13 protein-coding genes and 1 pseudogene are annotated in these 13,821 nt (G+C 64.2%); 11 read left to right on the top strand and 3 right to left on the bottom strand.

The annotated features are described in order from the left end of the window. The first annotated feature begins 222 nt into the window (after window positions 1–222). Both FJW03_RS22970 and FJW03_RS22965 read left to right on the top strand, forming a co-directional pair. Complete coding sequence (locus FJW03_RS22970) at window positions 223–1,935, top strand: MFS transporter (protein WP_140767445.1); 1,713 nt, start codon at window positions 223–225, stop codon at window positions 1,933–1,935. Between the two features lie 100 nt (window positions 1,936–2,035). After that, window positions 2,036–4,108: a 3-hydroxyacyl-CoA dehydrogenase NAD-binding domain-containing protein gene (locus FJW03_RS22965; protein WP_140767446.1), complete on the top strand. Its 2,073-nt coding sequence runs from the start codon at window positions 2,036–2,038 to the stop codon at window positions 4,106–4,108. Between the two features lie 99 nt (window positions 4,109–4,207). On the opposite strand, the gene FJW03_RS22960 is transcribed toward FJW03_RS22965, so the two are convergent. Continuing rightward, window positions 4,208–4,651, bottom strand: a complete 444-nt coding sequence (locus FJW03_RS22960; protein ID WP_140767448.1) for a GFA family protein — start codon at window positions 4,649–4,651, stop codon at window positions 4,208–4,210. Between the two features lie 111 nt (window positions 4,652–4,762). Beyond that, window positions 4,763–4,956, bottom strand: a pseudogene (locus FJW03_RS22955) (aldehyde dehydrogenase); the annotation flags it as partial. Between the two features lie 213 nt (window positions 4,957–5,169). Between FJW03_RS22955 and FJW03_RS22950 the strand changes: the two are divergent. From FJW03_RS22950 to FJW03_RS22930, 5 genes are read left to right on the top strand one after another with little or no spacing between them, the layout of a single operon-like run. Further along, window positions 5,170–5,316, top strand: a complete 147-nt coding sequence (locus FJW03_RS22950; protein ID WP_226890442.1) for a hypothetical protein — start codon at window positions 5,170–5,172, stop codon at window positions 5,314–5,316. Continuing rightward, window positions 5,304–5,486 (top strand): hypothetical protein, encoded by a 183-nt coding sequence (locus tag FJW03_RS22945; protein WP_226890441.1) that lies wholly within the window; start codon window positions 5,304–5,306, stop codon window positions 5,484–5,486. Before FJW03_RS22950 ends, FJW03_RS22945 begins: the two co-directional genes overlap by 13 nt. A gap of 11 nt (window positions 5,487–5,497) precedes the next feature. Beyond that, the gene (locus tag FJW03_RS22940) at window positions 5,498–5,872 is read left to right on the top strand and encodes a hypothetical protein (RefSeq protein ID WP_226890440.1); all 375 of its coding nucleotides are present in this window, start codon (window positions 5,498–5,500) and stop codon (window positions 5,870–5,872) included. Window positions 5,873–5,877: 5 nt separating this feature from the next. Beyond that, entirely contained in the window at window positions 5,878–7,257 is a 1,380-nt protein-coding gene (locus tag FJW03_RS22935) for a glutamine synthetase family protein (protein ID WP_140767447.1), read from the top strand. A 2-nt stretch (window positions 7,258–7,259) separates the two neighbouring features. Continuing rightward, window positions 7,260–8,558 carry an NAD(P)/FAD-dependent oxidoreductase gene (locus tag FJW03_RS22930; protein ID WP_181173405.1) on the top strand — a complete coding sequence of 433 codons (1,299 nt, stop codon included), beginning with the start codon at window positions 7,260–7,262 and terminating at the stop codon, window positions 8,556–8,558. 238 nt (window positions 8,559–8,796) lie between these two features. On the opposite strand, the gene FJW03_RS22925 is transcribed toward FJW03_RS22930, so the two are convergent. After that, window positions 8,797–9,567, bottom strand: a complete 771-nt coding sequence (locus FJW03_RS22925; RefSeq protein WP_140697193.1) for an IclR family transcriptional regulator C-terminal domain-containing protein — start codon at window positions 9,565–9,567, stop codon at window positions 8,797–8,799. 121 nt (window positions 9,568–9,688) lie between these two features. Here FJW03_RS22925 and FJW03_RS22920 point away from each other — a divergent pair, with 121 nt between their 5' ends. The 4 genes from FJW03_RS22920 to FJW03_RS22905 all read left to right on the top strand — a co-directional run bounded on the left by FJW03_RS22920 (window position 9,689) and on the right by FJW03_RS22905 (window position 13,725). Further along, complete coding sequence (locus tag FJW03_RS22920; protein WP_140767382.1) at window positions 9,689–10,546, top strand: CoA transferase subunit A; 858 nt, start codon at window positions 9,689–9,691, stop codon at window positions 10,544–10,546. Further along, on the top strand, window positions 10,543–11,337 hold the full coding sequence (locus FJW03_RS22915; RefSeq protein WP_140767381.1) for a CoA-transferase subunit beta: 795 nt from the start codon (window positions 10,543–10,545) through the stop codon (window positions 11,335–11,337). Before FJW03_RS22920 ends, FJW03_RS22915 begins: the two co-directional genes overlap by 4 nt. 1 nt (window position 11,338) lies before the next feature. Then, window positions 11,339–12,544, top strand: coding sequence for a 3-oxoadipyl-CoA thiolase (gene pcaF, locus FJW03_RS22910; RefSeq protein WP_140767383.1), 1,206 nt, complete (start codon window positions 11,339–11,341; stop codon window positions 12,542–12,544). A 149-nt stretch (window positions 12,545–12,693) separates the two neighbouring features. Continuing rightward, the gene (locus tag FJW03_RS22905; protein WP_140767380.1) at window positions 12,694–13,725 is read left to right on the top strand and encodes a BMP family protein; all 1,032 of its coding nucleotides are present in this window, start codon (window positions 12,694–12,696) and stop codon (window positions 13,723–13,725) included. The last annotated feature ends 96 nt before the right edge of the window (window positions 13,726–13,821 follow it).

Here is a 13,821-nt window from a genome sequence, read left to right as displayed (position 1 = left end):
GCGGATTCGCTGTCGAAAGCGCGTCGCGTCTAACCGAATTCATGCGACGCGCTTTCGGTCTTTGTTTTCATGCATGTCGTTATCCCAAAACCGAGCTCACTTTCGGGCGACATGCATAAGGCTCTTGCTTTTTCTGAGTCCATCCTCATATTTCCAAACCTGAGACTATCCTCATATATAGCACTGGCGGCAACCGCGCCAGCACCGTCGAGAGTTACCACCATGAATACCACCGTTGACAGCCGCCCGCAGAGCCACAAATGGATGGTTCTGAGCAACACCACGCTCGGGATGCTCGCCGCCGCCATCAACGGGTCGATTCTGCTGATCAGCCTGCCGGCGGTGTTTCGCGGCATCGGCCTGAAGGCGCTCGACCCCGGCAACATCAATTACCTCCTGTGGGCGATCATCGGCTACATGATCGCCACGGCGGTGCTGGTCGTCGCCTTCGGCCGGCTCGGCGACCAGTTCGGCCGGGCGAGGATGTACAATCTCGGCTTCGCTATCTTCACCGCCGCCTCGATCGCGCTCAGCCTTCTGCCCGGCCAGGGTGATTTCGCCGCGATGTACCTGATATCGGTGCGCATCATCCAGGGCATTGGCGGCGCGCTGATCATGGCCAACTCCACGGCGCTGCTCACCGATGCCTTTCCGGAAAACGAACGCGGTTTCGCGCTCGGCATCAATGTGGTGGCGGCCATTGGCGGCCAGTTCGTCGGCTTGCTGATCGGCGGCCTTCTGGCCGACACGGACTGGCGGCTGGTGTTCTGGATCAACGTGCCGTTCGGCCTCGTCGGCACGATCTGGGCGTATATGAAGCTGCACGACGCGCCGAACCGCTCGACGCATACGATCGACTGGCTTGGCAATGTCAGCTTCGGCCTCGGCCTCGTGCTCATCCTCACCGCCATCACCTATGGGCTGCAACCCTATGGCGACCAGGTGATGGCGTGGACCAGCCCGAAAGTGCTTGTCCTGTTTGCCATCGGCTTCATCTCGCTGGTCGCCTTCATCTTCATCGAGCAGCGTGTGACGAAGCCCATGCTCGACCTGAAGCTGTTCCGCATTCCAGGCTTCGCCTATGGCAACATCGCCAACCTCGCCTCGGGCATCGCGCGCGGCGGGCTGCAGTTCATGCTGATCGTCTGGCTGCAAGGCATCTGGCTGCCGCTGCATGGCTATTCCTTCGAGGAGACGCCGCTGTGGTCGGCGATCTTCATGCTGCCGCTGACGGTCGGTTTCCTCATCGCCGGTCCGGTGTCCGGCTATTTCTCCGACCGGGTCGGCGGCGTGCCCTTCGCGGTCGGTGGCATGGTCGTGGGCGCGGCGAGTTTCATCGCGTTGATGGCTTTGCCTGCCGACTTCTCCTATACGGCCTTTGCGGCGCTCCTGTTCCTGAACGGCCTTGGCTCCGGCCTGTTCGTGGCGCCGAACTCGACGCAGATCATGAATTCGGTGCCGGCGCGCGAACGCGGCCAGGCGTCGGGCATGCGCGCGACGACGACGAATGCCGGGCAAGTGCTGTCGATCGGCCTGTTCTTCAGCCTGATGATCCTGGGCCTTGCCGCCAGCCTGCCGCAGAGCATGGAAGCCGGCCTGCTGGCGCAGCACGTGCCGGAGGCGGTCGCGCACCAGATCGCCAATATGCCGCCGGTCGCCAGCCTGTTTGCCGCTTTCCTGGGCTACAATCCGATGGGCGAGCTGATCCCGACCGATGTGCTGCATGCGCTGCCGCAGCAGAGCATCGACACGCTGACCGGCCACGCCTTCTTCCCCGAGCTGATGTCGGGACCATTTAAGCACGGGCTGGTCTTCGCCTTCACCTTCTCGGCGATCCTCTATCTGGTCGCGGCTTTTGCCTCTTGGCGCGGCGGACGCACCGCCAGCGACGCCATGCCGGAGATGATGGCAACGGAGGCCGCCGGTCGGCACTAATCGTTGTGCCAGACTGGAGGCCGGTTCCCATCCGCGTCATGGCGCTATAAATCCCGTTCAAGCGGCGGCCAGCCGCTCACCGTTGCTGGGAGGTTTTTGCGTGTCCGATTCCCTGAAGGTCAGCCGCGACGGCGATGTCGCGATCGTCACCATCGACAACCCGCCGGTCAACCCGCTGAGTTTTCATGTCCGCGAGCCGCTGATGCAGGCGTTGGTTGCCTTGCGCGACGACGCTTCGGTTGCCGCGATCGTGCTCACCTGCGCCGGGCGGACCTTCGTGGCCGGGGCCGACATCACCGAATTCGGCAAGCCGGTGCAGCAGCCCGACCTGCGCGCCATCGTGGCTCTGCTTGAGACCATCGCCAAGCCGACGATCGCCGCCATTCACGGCACCGCGCTCGGCGGCGGGCTGGAGCTGGCGCTCGGCTGCCACTTCCGCGTCGCCGACGCCGGCGCCAGGCTTGGCTTTCCCGAAGTGAAGCTCGGCCTGCTCCCGGGCGGGGGCGGCACGGTGCGGCTGCCACGGCTGGTCGGGGCATTGAAGGCCTTGAAGATGATCGTTTCAGGCACGCCGATCGGGGCCGATGAAGCGCACGCCGCGGGGCTGGTTGATGCCGTCTTCGAAGGCGATCTGACCACGCATGCAGTGAATTTCGCCCGGGAAATCGCCCGCAAGGGCGGGCCGTTCACACCGGTGCGCGATCGCGATGATCTGCTGAGGGAGACCGACTTGGCGACGTTCGATACCGAGGCGACGAACCTCGCCAGGAAAGCGCGGGGATTGGAAGCACCGATCGCCTGCGCGGAAGCGGTGCGCAATGCGATCACGCTGCCGTTCGAGGATGCGCTGGCGGCGGAGCGGGCACTGTTCGTGAAACTGGTCGCCGGCGACCAGTCGCGGGCTCAGCGCCATCTGTTCTTCGCCGAACGCGAGGCGGCAAAGCTTCCGGGCAAGGACATCGTCAAGCGCAGGATCAGCCGCGTCGGTGTCATCGGCGCCGGCACGATGGGCGGCGGCATCGCCATGGCCTTCGCCAATGGCGGCTTTCCCGTCACCTTGCTGGAAGCCAGCCATGAAGCTTTGCAGCGCGGGCTGGGCACGATCGAGAAGAACTACACCGTCTCCGTCTCGCGTGGTTCGCTGAGTGAAGAGGCCAAGCGGCAGCGCCTCAGCCAGTTCAAGGGTTCCACCGACTACGCCGATCTCGCCGATTGCGACCTGATCATCGAGGCGGCGTTCGAAGACATGGCGGTCAAGAAGGAAATCTTCGGCAAGCTCGACGCGGTGGCCAAGGCGGGCGCGATTCTCGCCACCAACACCTCGTATCTCGACATCAACGATATCGCCGCGTCGACCTCTCGCCCGCAGGATGTGCTCGGCCTGCATTTCTTCTCGCCGGCCAATGTGATGAAGCTCTTGGAAATCGTGCGGGCGGAAAAGACCGCGCCCGACGCGCTGGCGACATCCGTCGATCTGGCACGGCGGATCGGCAAGGTCGCTGTCGTCGTCGGCGTCTGCCATGGTTTCGTCGGCAACCGCATGCTGGCGGCGCGTGGCTCGGAATCCGAAGCGCTTCTGCTGGAGGGCGCGACACCCAGCCAGATCGACAAGGCCTTCACCGATTTCGGCTGGCCGATGGGGCCGTTCCAGATGGGCGATCTCGCTGGCCTCGACATTGGCTGGCGCAACCGCAAGGCCCGGGGCCTGATGGCCGTGATCGCCGACACGCTGTGCGAACAGGGCCGGTTCGGCCAGAAGACGGGCCGTGGCTTTTACCTCTACGAGGCCGGCGCGCGGGCGGGCGCTGCCGACCCCGAAGTGGAGGCGTTGATCCGCGGCAAGGCGGCCGAGCAAGGCATCGCGCCGCGTGCGATAAGCGCCGAAGAAATCATCGAGCGCACGCTCTATCCCCTGGTCAACGAGGGAGCGAAAATTCTGGACGAAGGGATCGCGGCACGCGCCTCCGATATCGATGTCGTCTGGGTCAACGGCTACGGCTTTCCTGTCGGCAAGGGCGGCCCGATGTTCTGGGCCGGGCTAGAAGGGCCGGCGCGGATCGTCGAAAGGCTTGAGTACTGGCACCAGCGGACCGGCGGGCCAGTTTTCAAGCCTGCGCCGCTGCTGAAACGAATGGCCGAAACCGGCTCCTGGGACGGTGGCGCGGCGGGCTGAGCTCGTTTCCAACGATTTGCATCGCCGCCTCGCTCTCCGCGACGGCCTATTGCTTCCGTCTCGCGCGCTTTGATCGAAGCGATCCAGGCGTAAGGAGACTTATTTACGGTCGGCAGGATTTCCGAACGCGGGATCGCGTGGCCGCGAATAGGTATCGATACGCGGCAGGTCGTCCGAGAATTCCACCCAAGGCAGTCTCAGGCGCCAATAGGCGTGCGCTTGCGGACTGAACCGCTCCGGATGGTCGAAAAAGCCTATCGTGACGTAGATTTCGTTGCTCAGCCCTTCATCGCGATAGGCGATCGAGGAGCCGCAATCTCCGCAGAATGTTCGCACAATGCCCTTGGTCTTGGAGAATTCCTTCGGCCGGCCACGAGTGAGCCGCACCTGATGCGGACGGTAGCCGACCCATACGGTCAATGGGCTGCCGATTGCCCGGCGGCAATCGTCGTCATGGTCGGTGCAGACCCAGAACGGCTCGCCTCGCATCTCGGCGGCAATTGCCCCGCAAAAACAGGCGCCCGTTTCAATCCTGCCGTCCATCTCGTCGCTCCGATTGTAAGACCGCCAGCCCCGTGTCGACCAACGGAACAACCATCCTCGCTGGCCGAGGTTCCTGTTGCTTGCCTTCGAAAGGAAAGCAGGTGTGGCCTGGACGTGCTTGCGGCCGCCGGTCGCGCGGAGCCAGCTATCGGGATAGGGATACCACCATTCCTGGATCGCCGGCTTGTGCTCGATCACCACCTTCGGGCGGCGGAAGGCATCCAGCCCTGGCGGCCGAGTTCATGGCCGAGTCCGGATGCTTTCCAGTCGCCGAGGGGTAGCGCGTCATTGTCGATCAGGGGATTAACAGACTGACGGAGGAGAATCTGCTCGACCGCGCGCCGGGCAATCCTGGCTGTTCCGCCGCGCACCAGACGATCCGGAAGCCCAAGCTATGAGTTCCGCCTGCTCCTCGAGGCGGCGGCGATCCTGACGCCCGGCTTCCGGCTGGGCGGGACGCGGGCCGTGGCGTTGCGCCAGGGCGTGGAGGCGCAGGCCGCTGCCGGACGCCGCGTTCGATGCGCGAATTCCAGCGGCTGGACATCGATTTTCACGGCATGATCGCCGAGGGCTGTGCCAATCGTTTCCTCACCGATGCGCTGTCGGATCATCTAAGGTTGCGCCGGCTGCCGGGCATTATGCCGGGGTCAATGTGTTCCGCCTGAAGCAATCTTTGCGCGAACACCTGAACATACTCGACCCTCTCGAAAACCGGCAGTATGAGGTGGCTGCCGATCTGCTTCGTATCCACCTGCGGCTCTCCCGCAGCCAGCGATCGCAAGCGGCCAGCCGCGGCGCCCCCGCGCTGTTCGGCATGATCAGCCGGCCCGATTGAAGAGGAAATAATTGACGCGCAAAGCCAGTCCGACCATCGCGCTGTTTCCCGAAGCCAGTTTCGGCGCGGCGTTGAATTGCGTCGGCATTGCGCGGTCGTTGCGTGCGCGGGGCGCGCGCTTTTGCGAGGCGCTACGCTTCGGCATGCCGTCGCTGATCATGCTCTATTGCAGGGACGGCCATGACAATGCGTGGCGCGCCGGAGAGACCGGCGTCGGCGACCATATCGGCCGTGACGGCTGGACAGAAGGAGTATGGAGAGAGCCATTGTCGGCCTGCTGGCCGACGACGCCATGCGCGCCCCTGAGGGACAATGCAGCCCGGATGGCGCTGGAACCCGGAACGGATTTGGCCGCGCAAGCCATACTCTCTCTGATACGGAATTGAACGAAATGCTTGACAAGAACACCAACACCTCGCTCTCCGGCGGCAACGATCCCAAGGCTTGGCTGGCGCAGCATGGCATCAATGAAGTCGAATGCCTGGTGCCCGACATGAACGGCGTGCTGCGCGGCAAGGCGCTGCCGACGGCGAAATTCCTGAAGACGCTGGAGGACCGCGCGCTCTATCTGCCGAGCAGCGCCTTCCTGGTCAGCATCGACGGCCGCTATTCCGGCTCGATCGACGAGGGTTTCGCCTATTCGGACCCGGACATGCGCATGGTGCCCGATGTCTCGACGCTGTGCCTGGCGCCCGGCGCCGGGCCTGGCAAGGCCTATGTCTTCGCCGACGCCTTCCACATGGATGGCAGGCCATGGATGGCCTCGCCGCGCCATGTGCTGCGGGCCGTGCTCGACCTCTACCGGCAGCGTGGCTGGCGGGCCGTCGTGGCGCCGGAGCTTGAATTCTACCTCACCGCGCCCAATCCCGATCCGGACAAACCGCTGACCGCCCCGGTCGGCGCCAATGGCCGCGCCGAGGGCGTGCAGCACCCCTATGACATGGCGGCACTCGAGGAGTTCGAGCCGGTGATCAGGCGCGTCTATGACTATGCCGCGGCCGCCGGGCTGCCGCTCGACACGCTGATCCACGAATCGGGCACGGCGCAGCTGGAGATCAACCTGCTGCATGGCGACGCGCTGCCGCTGGCCGACCAGGTGCTGCTGTTCAAGCGGCTGACGCGGCAGGCCGCGCAGCAATGCGGCATGCACGCCACCTTCATGGCCAAGCCGATCGCCGCGCAGGCAGGAAGCTCGATGCACCTGCACATGTCGATCGTCGACGAGGTTGGCAACGCGCTGTTTGCCGGCACCGATGACGCCGACACCGAGATGTTCGGACACTTCATCGGCGGGCTGCAGAAATATGTCCCCGAAATCATGCCGCTGTTCGCGCCGAACGTGAATTCGTATCGCCGCATCCGGCCGAACCACAGCGCGCCAGCCAACATCGAGTGGTCGCATGACAACCGCTCCTGCGGCTTGCGCGTGCCCGCCGGTTGCCGTGCCGCGCGGCGAGTCGAGAACCGCCTGCCGGGCGCGGATTGCAATCCCTATCTGGCGATCGCCGGTTCGCTGCTCGCCGGCTATCTCGGCGTCGAACAGAAACTGGCGCGCTCGGCCGAGGCGTCGGGCAATGCCTACAAGATCAAGAGCACGCTGCCGAAGACCATGGAGGAGGCGCTCGACCGCTTCACGGCTTGCGAGCCGGTGCGGACGCTGCTCGGCGAGGATTTCTTCCAGACCTATCTGCGCGTCAAGAGCGTCGAGCTCGACCTGTTCCAGAGCGTGGTGACGAGCTGGGAACGCGACCACCTGCTGTTGAAGGTGTGATCATGGCATCTTCGACGGGTTTCAATTCCGGTCTCGATATCGGCAAATCCTACTATGTCGCCACCGCCAATCCGGCGCCGGATCATGCAGCGCTCGTGGGCGATGTCGACGCCGACCTGGTCGTCGTCGGCGGCGGCTGCACCGGCCTGTCCGCCGCCCTTCACGCCGCCGAGCGCGGCCTGAAGGTGATGCTGCTCGAAGGCGGCAAGATTGGCTGGGGGGCGTCGGGGCGCAATGGCGGCCAGATGATCCCCGGCCTACGCAAGGGCGCCAAGGGCCTGGTCAAACTCTACGGGCCCGAGCGGGCGAAGGTGCTGTTCGACCTCGCTTTCGAGGCGCGTGGGCTGGTGCTCGACATTATCGAGCGCAACGCCATCGATTGCGATCTCAGGCTAACCGGTCATCTGGTCGGCGCGGTCAACGGCTCCGACCTCAGGGATCTGGAGGAGGAGGCCAGCTGCCTCGAAAGCGTGATGAAATTCCGCGACGTCGAGATATTGTCGGCGGCGGAAGCCCAGGCCAAGGTCGACACGCCCTATCACGGCGCGATGTACGAGCCGCTTGGCGGCCACATGCATCCCTTGAATTACACTTTGGGCCTCGCCCGCGCGGCAGTGGCCGCCGGTGTCATCATCCACGAGAATTCGGTGGCCACGCGGCTGGAGCGCGAGCCTTCCATACGGGTCTCGACAGCAAAGGGATCTGTGCGCGCAAGACATGTCGTGCTGGCGGGCGACGCGTTGCTCCACGGGCTGGAGCCGCGCGTCAACAGCCGCATCATGCCGGTCGGAAACTACATCGTCGCCACCGAGCCGCTGGAAGGCAAGCGCAACGTCATCCCGGCCAACGTCGCGGTGTCCGACACGCGCTTTGTCGTCAACTATTACCGCATGTCGGCGGACGGCCGCCTGCTGTTCGGCGGCGGCGAGCGTTATACGCCGTCACCGCCGGCCGACATTGCCGGCTTCGTGCGGCCGCATATGGAAGGCACCTTTCCGCAGCTCAAGGGCTGCCGCATCGATCATGCCTGGGGCGGACTGGTGTCGGTGACGACATCGCGCCTGCCGCATGTCGGGCACTATGGCGAGGTCTATTTCGCGCACGGCTATTCCGGCAAGGGCGTCATCCTATCGACGCTGTCGGGCAAGCTGCTCGCCGAAGCGATCACCGGCGACGCCTCGCGGCTCGACCTGTTTTCGACGCTCACGCCGATGCCGTTCCCGGGTGGAACGGCGCTGCGCGGCCCGCTCTATGTGCTGGGAATGCTGTGGTACGCGATGCGGGATAGGATCAAGCATTGAGGTCGCTTAGCGTCGCCATTTTGAGGAGAGGCTGGAGGGACAGCGCCCCCCCTCTGTCCTGCCGGACATCTCCCCCACAAGGAGGGAGATTGGCAGTTTCATCGATTCGCCTTCTCCTGCGACGTTGGAGATTGGCGAAAGCCGGCTTGACGTCCGATCTCCCCCCAAGTGGGGGAGATGCCCGGCAGGGCAGAGGGGGCGCTGTCCCGCCGATGTTGGGAAGGTCAACAAGACTTTCCTAAACCACAAAGAAATCCTCGATGCGCTGCCTGGCCCCAAGCAGCGCGGGCAGGATTTCCCGTTCCATCTCGGCAACCGAGAACCGCGCCGACTGTGTCGACACATTGATGGCCGCGACCGTGTTTCCCGAGCGGTCGCGGATCGGCACGGCGATGGAGCGCAGGCCGAGTTCCAACTCCTCGTCGACGATGGCGAAGCCGTCCTTCCTCGCTTTGGCGATGGCCTTCGCCAGCAGGGGCCTGTCGATGATCGTCTTGGCCGTTCTTCTCTCGATCGCCGCGCGGCTGAGAAAGGTGTCCAATTCTTCAGATGTCAGCCCGGCGAGCAGCATGCGCCCCATCGAGGTGCAATAGGCCGGCAGCCTGGTGCCGACATCCAGCGAGACGCTGAGGATGCGGCGGCCAGGAATACGGGCGACGTAGACGACATCCTCGCCCGAGAGGATCGCCGCCGAACAGGCTTCGTTCAGCTGCGCCGCCACCGCGCGCATGATGGGGGCCGCGAAGCTCCACAGCGAGGCGCCGCCGAGCCAGGTGCGCGCAACCGTCAGCAGACGTGGCGACAGCGAAAACACGCGGCCAGCCTGTGTGGCATAGCCGGTCGCGACCAAGGTCAGCAGGAATCGCCTGGCGCCAGCCCGGGTCAGGCCGGCTTCCTCCGCCATTTCGGTCAGCGTCATGCCCGAAGGGTGGCGGGCGAGGATCTCCATGACGGCGAGGCCGCGTTCAAGCGAGCCGACGTGATCACGCGAAGCAGCCCCTTCGTCCATCTGACCTCCATACCAAAGGCTGCCGTCCGCCCGGATTGACTCGGGGCTCCGGTCAGCCTAGAAAGTATCACATACAATACATATGTTCGCAATGCGAACTTTCGGGATTGGAGCCCTGGCGATGGTCAAGTTCCTGCCGCTCAAAAAGGCGGTGGCCGAGAACCTCAATAATGGTGATTCCGTCGCCTTCGAAGGCTTCACCCATCTGATCCCGACGGCGGCGGCGCATGAGGCGATCCGCCAGGGGTTTCGCGACCTGACCCTGATCCGCATGACGCCGGACCTGATCTACGACCAGATGATCGGCATGGGCATGGCGAAGAAAATCATCTTCTCCTATATCGGCAACCCCGGCGTCGGCCTGCTGCGGCGTGCCCGCGATTCGATCGAGAACGGCTTCCCCAGGTCGATCGAGATCGAGGAGCACAGCCATGCCGGCATGGCCAACGCCTATGAGGCAGGGGCGGCCGGCCTGCCCTGCGCGGTGTTCCGCGGCTATCGCGGCGCCGGACTGGCCAATGTCAATCCGAACATCAAGTCAGTCACCTGTCCGTTCACTGGCGAGGTGCTGGCAGCGGTGCCGTCGATCCGGCCCGACGTCACCTTCATCCATGCGCAGAAGGCCGACCGCAAAGGCAATGTTCTGGTTGAAGGCATCATCGGCATCCAGAAGGAGGCTGTGCTGGCGGCCAGGCGCGCGGTGGTGACGGTGGAGGAAGTGGTCGACAATTTCGACGATCTGCACCCCAATCTGACTGTGCTGCCGCGCTGGACGATCGCGGCGATCTCGGTCGTACCCGGTGGATCGCACCCCTCCTACGCGCATGGCTATTATGCGCGCGACAATGCCGCCTATCTCGAATGGGACGAGATCGCCGCTGACCGTGGCAAGTTCCAGGCGTGGATGCAGGCGAACGTCATCGGCAAGAGCGCCGGTGATTTCGCGGCCCGCGTCGAACATTTGAGGAAAGCGGCATGAGCGAACGGGGTTTCACTCCCAACGAGATGATGACGATCGCAGCCAGCCGCGCGTTGAAGAACGACGATGTCTGTTTCGTCGGCATCGGTGCGCCCTCCGCCGCTTGCAACGTGGCGAGGCTGACGCATGCACCCGACATCACGCTGATCTATGAAAGCGGCACGATCGGCACCGCGCCTGACGTGCTGCCGCTGTCGATCGGCGACGGCGAACTGTCCGAAACCGCGGTCACCACCGTCGCGGTGCCGGAAATGTTCCGCTACTGGCTGCAGGGTGGCCGCATCTCGATCGGTTTCCTCGGGGCTGCCCAACTCGACAAGTTCGGCAACATCAACACCACGGTCATCGGCGACTATTTCCACCCCAAGACCCGGCTTCCCGGCGGCGGCGGCGCGCCGGAGATCGCGACCTCGTCGAAGGAGATCTACATCACCATGGCGCAGACAAGGCGTGGAATGGTCGAAAAGATCGACTTCTTCACCTCCTTCGGCCACGGCGAGGGCGGTGATCACCGAAAGCGCCTCGGCATCGAGACGGCCGGGCCCACTTTGCTGATCACCGACCTTGCGATCTGGAAACCAGACCCGGTGACCAAGGAATTCACGGTCGTGTCGCTGCATCCCGGCGTCACACGCCAGCAGGTGCAGGAGACCTGTGGCTGGGTCGTCAGGTTCGCCGAGGCGCTTGACGAGACGCCGGCGCCAAGCGATCTCGAACTCAACACATTGCGCGACCTGCAGGCCCGCACCAAGGCGGCGCATGAGGGAACCGGAAAAGCAAAGGCTGCATGACATGGCCGAGGCCTATATCTGCGACTATATCCGCACGCCGATCGGCCGTTTCGGCGGCTCGCTGTCATCGGTGCGTGCCGACGATCTCGGGGCGATACCGCTGAAGGCTTTGCTCGAGCGAAATGCGAGTATTGACTGGCAAGCGGTCGACGATGTCGTCTATGGCTGCGCCAACCAGGCCGGCGAGGACAACCGCAACGTGGCGCGCATGGCGCTGCTTTTGGCCGGTCTGCCCAAGGAAATCCCGGGCTCGACCGTCAATCGCCTGTGCGGTTCCGGCATGGATGCGCTGACCATCGCGGCGCGCGCCATCAAGGCCGGCGAGGCGGAATTGATGATCGCCGGCGGCGTCGAATCCATGAGCCGCGCGCCCTTCGTCATGCCCAAGGCCGACGCGGCGTTCTCGCGCAATGCCGAGATTTACGACACCACCATCGGCTGGCGCTTCGTCAATCCGCTGATGAAGAAGCAGTATGGCGTCGATTCGATGCCCGAGACGGGCGAGAACGTCGCCGAGGATTTTGCCGTCTCGCGCGCCGATCAAGATGCCTTCGCCGTGCGCAGCCAGGACAAGGCCGTCGCCGCGCAGGCCAATGGCCGGCTGGCCAGGGAAATCACGCCCGTGACAATCCCGCAGCGCAAGGGCGATGCGATTGTCGTCTCGAAAGACGAGCATCCCCGAGCCGGAACAACAATCGAGGCGCTGGCCAAATTGCCGACACCATTCCGGCAAGGCGGGACAGTGACTGCCGGCAATGCGTCGGGTGTCAATGACGGAGCCGCGGCGCTGATCGTTGCCTCGGAAGCCGCTGCGAAGAAATACGGCCTGACGCCGATCGCCCGCGTCCTGGGCGGAGCCGCTGCCGGCGTCGCGCCGCGCATCATGGGCATCGGTCCGGCGCCGGCGACGCAGAAACTGTGCGCGCGGCTCGGCCTGACGCCACAGCAGTTCGATGTCATCGAACTCAATGAAGCCTTTGCCTCGCAAGGCATCGCCGTGCTGCGCCAACTCGGCATCGCCGAGGACGCCGGGCACGTCAACCCGAATGGCGGCGCCATCGCGCTCGGCCATCCGCTTGGGATGTCGGGCGCCCGCATATCCGGCACCGCGGCGCTGGAGCTTCGCGAGCGTGGCGGGCGCTATGCACTCGCCACCATGTGCATCGGCGTCGGCCAGGGCATCGCCATCGCGCTCGAACGAGTCTGATCGGCCACATTCCCGGCCGGGCCAGCAGAGTGCCCGGATCGGTCCGTCAAATTTGACCATGTGGACAAAAGTACGGACCCGTTCCATAGTTCCCCGTCTGATTTTAAGAACAGTCGGCTCGACACGGCTGTCGAACAGAGGGGACTGCAATGGAAAACCGGAAAAATAAACCTCAACCGACACGCGACGGGCTGTCGCGGCGCAACGTGCTCGAACTGGGCGCGCTTGGCCTGGCAGCGGCGATGCTGCCGGGTGCTGCCTTCGCCAAGGACAAGAAGTTGAAAGTGGCGGCGATCTTCGCCACGCCCATCGAGGAGCCATGGGACAACCAGATCCATGTCGCCCTGCAGAAGGCCGAGAAGGAACTGGGCATCGAATACAAATGGTCGGAGAAGGTGCAGACCGCCGATTTCAGCCGCGTCATGCGCGAATATGCGCAAGGCGGATACGAACTGGTGCTGGGCGATGCCTTCGCTGCCGAGCGCGAATCGCGCCGCACGGCCAAGCAGTTTCCCAAAACCGCGTTCCTGTTCGGCTCCGGCGCAGGCCCTGCCGAGCCCAATTTTGGTGTGTTCGACAACTGGATCCATGAGCCGGCCTATCTCTCCGGAATGATCGCCGGCAAGATGTCGAAGTCGGGCACGGTCGGCGCCGTGGCGGCGATGGGCATTCCGGAAGTGAACCGGCTGGTTAACGCCTTCTTCGCCGGCGCCAAGGAGGTCAATCCGAACGTCAAGAAGAAGGTCGCCTTCATCGGCTCCTTCTTCGATCCGCCCAAGGCCAAGGAGGCGGCGGTCGCACAGATCGATGCCGGCGCCGATGTCATCTATGCCGAACGGTTCGGCGTCATCGAAGCGGCGGTGGAGAAGAAGGTATTCGCAATCTCCAACATGTCCGACCAGTCGAGCCTCGGTCCGGATACGGTCATCACCGGCCCGGTCTGGGACATGTACCCGACGGTCGAGCAGGCGATCAAGCTGGTCAAGGCCGGAGTCTATACGGCGCAGGACTATGGCGATTTCTCGCGCATGGCCAAGGGCGGCTCGTATCTGGCGCCGTTCCACAAATTCGACAGGACGCTGCCCGCCGACGTCAAGGATCTGGTCGAGAAGAAGAAGGCCGAGATCCTGGAAGGCAATTTTCGCGTCGATGTGGACGAGAACACGCCGGTTTCGGATTGATATTTTACCCTCCCCCTTGTGGGGAGGGTCGATCCGCGAAGCGGATCGGGGTGGGGGTCTCGTAGGGCGCACCCCCACCCCGTCTCGCGATCTTCG

This window comes from Mesorhizobium sp. B4-1-4 (genome assembly GCF_006439395.2).
Taxonomy (GTDB): Bacteria; Pseudomonadota; Alphaproteobacteria; order Rhizobiales; family Rhizobiaceae; genus Mesorhizobium.
The sequence above is the reverse complement of the archived record's forward strand: the minus strand, read 5'-3'. Positions and strand labels throughout refer to the sequence as shown.

Coding starts and splice junctions, on each gene's coding strand:
- FJW03_RS22970 (WP_140767445.1), top strand. CDS start 223: ATGAATACCACCGTTGACAGCCGCCCGCAGAGCCACAAATGGATGGTT.
- FJW03_RS22960 (WP_140767448.1), bottom strand. CDS start 4,651: ATGGACGGCAGGATTGAAACGGGCGCCTGTTTTTGCGGGGCAATTGCC.
- FJW03_RS22950 (WP_226890442.1), top strand. CDS start 5,170: ATGCGCGAATTCCAGCGGCTGGACATCGATTTTCACGGCATGATCGCC.
- FJW03_RS22935 (WP_140767447.1), top strand. CDS start 5,878: ATGCTTGACAAGAACACCAACACCTCGCTCTCCGGCGGCAACGATCCC.
- FJW03_RS22930 (WP_181173405.1), top strand. CDS start 7,260: ATGGCATCTTCGACGGGTTTCAATTCCGGTCTCGATATCGGCAAATCC.
- FJW03_RS22925 (WP_140697193.1), bottom strand. CDS start 9,567: ATGGACGAAGGGGCTGCTTCGCGTGATCACGTCGGCTCGCTTGAACGC.
- FJW03_RS22920 (WP_140767382.1), top strand. CDS start 9,689: ATGGTCAAGTTCCTGCCGCTCAAAAAGGCGGTGGCCGAGAACCTCAAT.
- FJW03_RS22915 (WP_140767381.1), top strand. CDS start 10,543: ATGAGCGAACGGGGTTTCACTCCCAACGAGATGATGACGATCGCAGCC.
- pcaF (WP_140767383.1), top strand. CDS start 11,339: ATGGCCGAGGCCTATATCTGCGACTATATCCGCACGCCGATCGGCCGT.
- FJW03_RS22905 (WP_140767380.1), top strand. CDS start 12,694: ATGGAAAACCGGAAAAATAAACCTCAACCGACACGCGACGGGCTGTCG.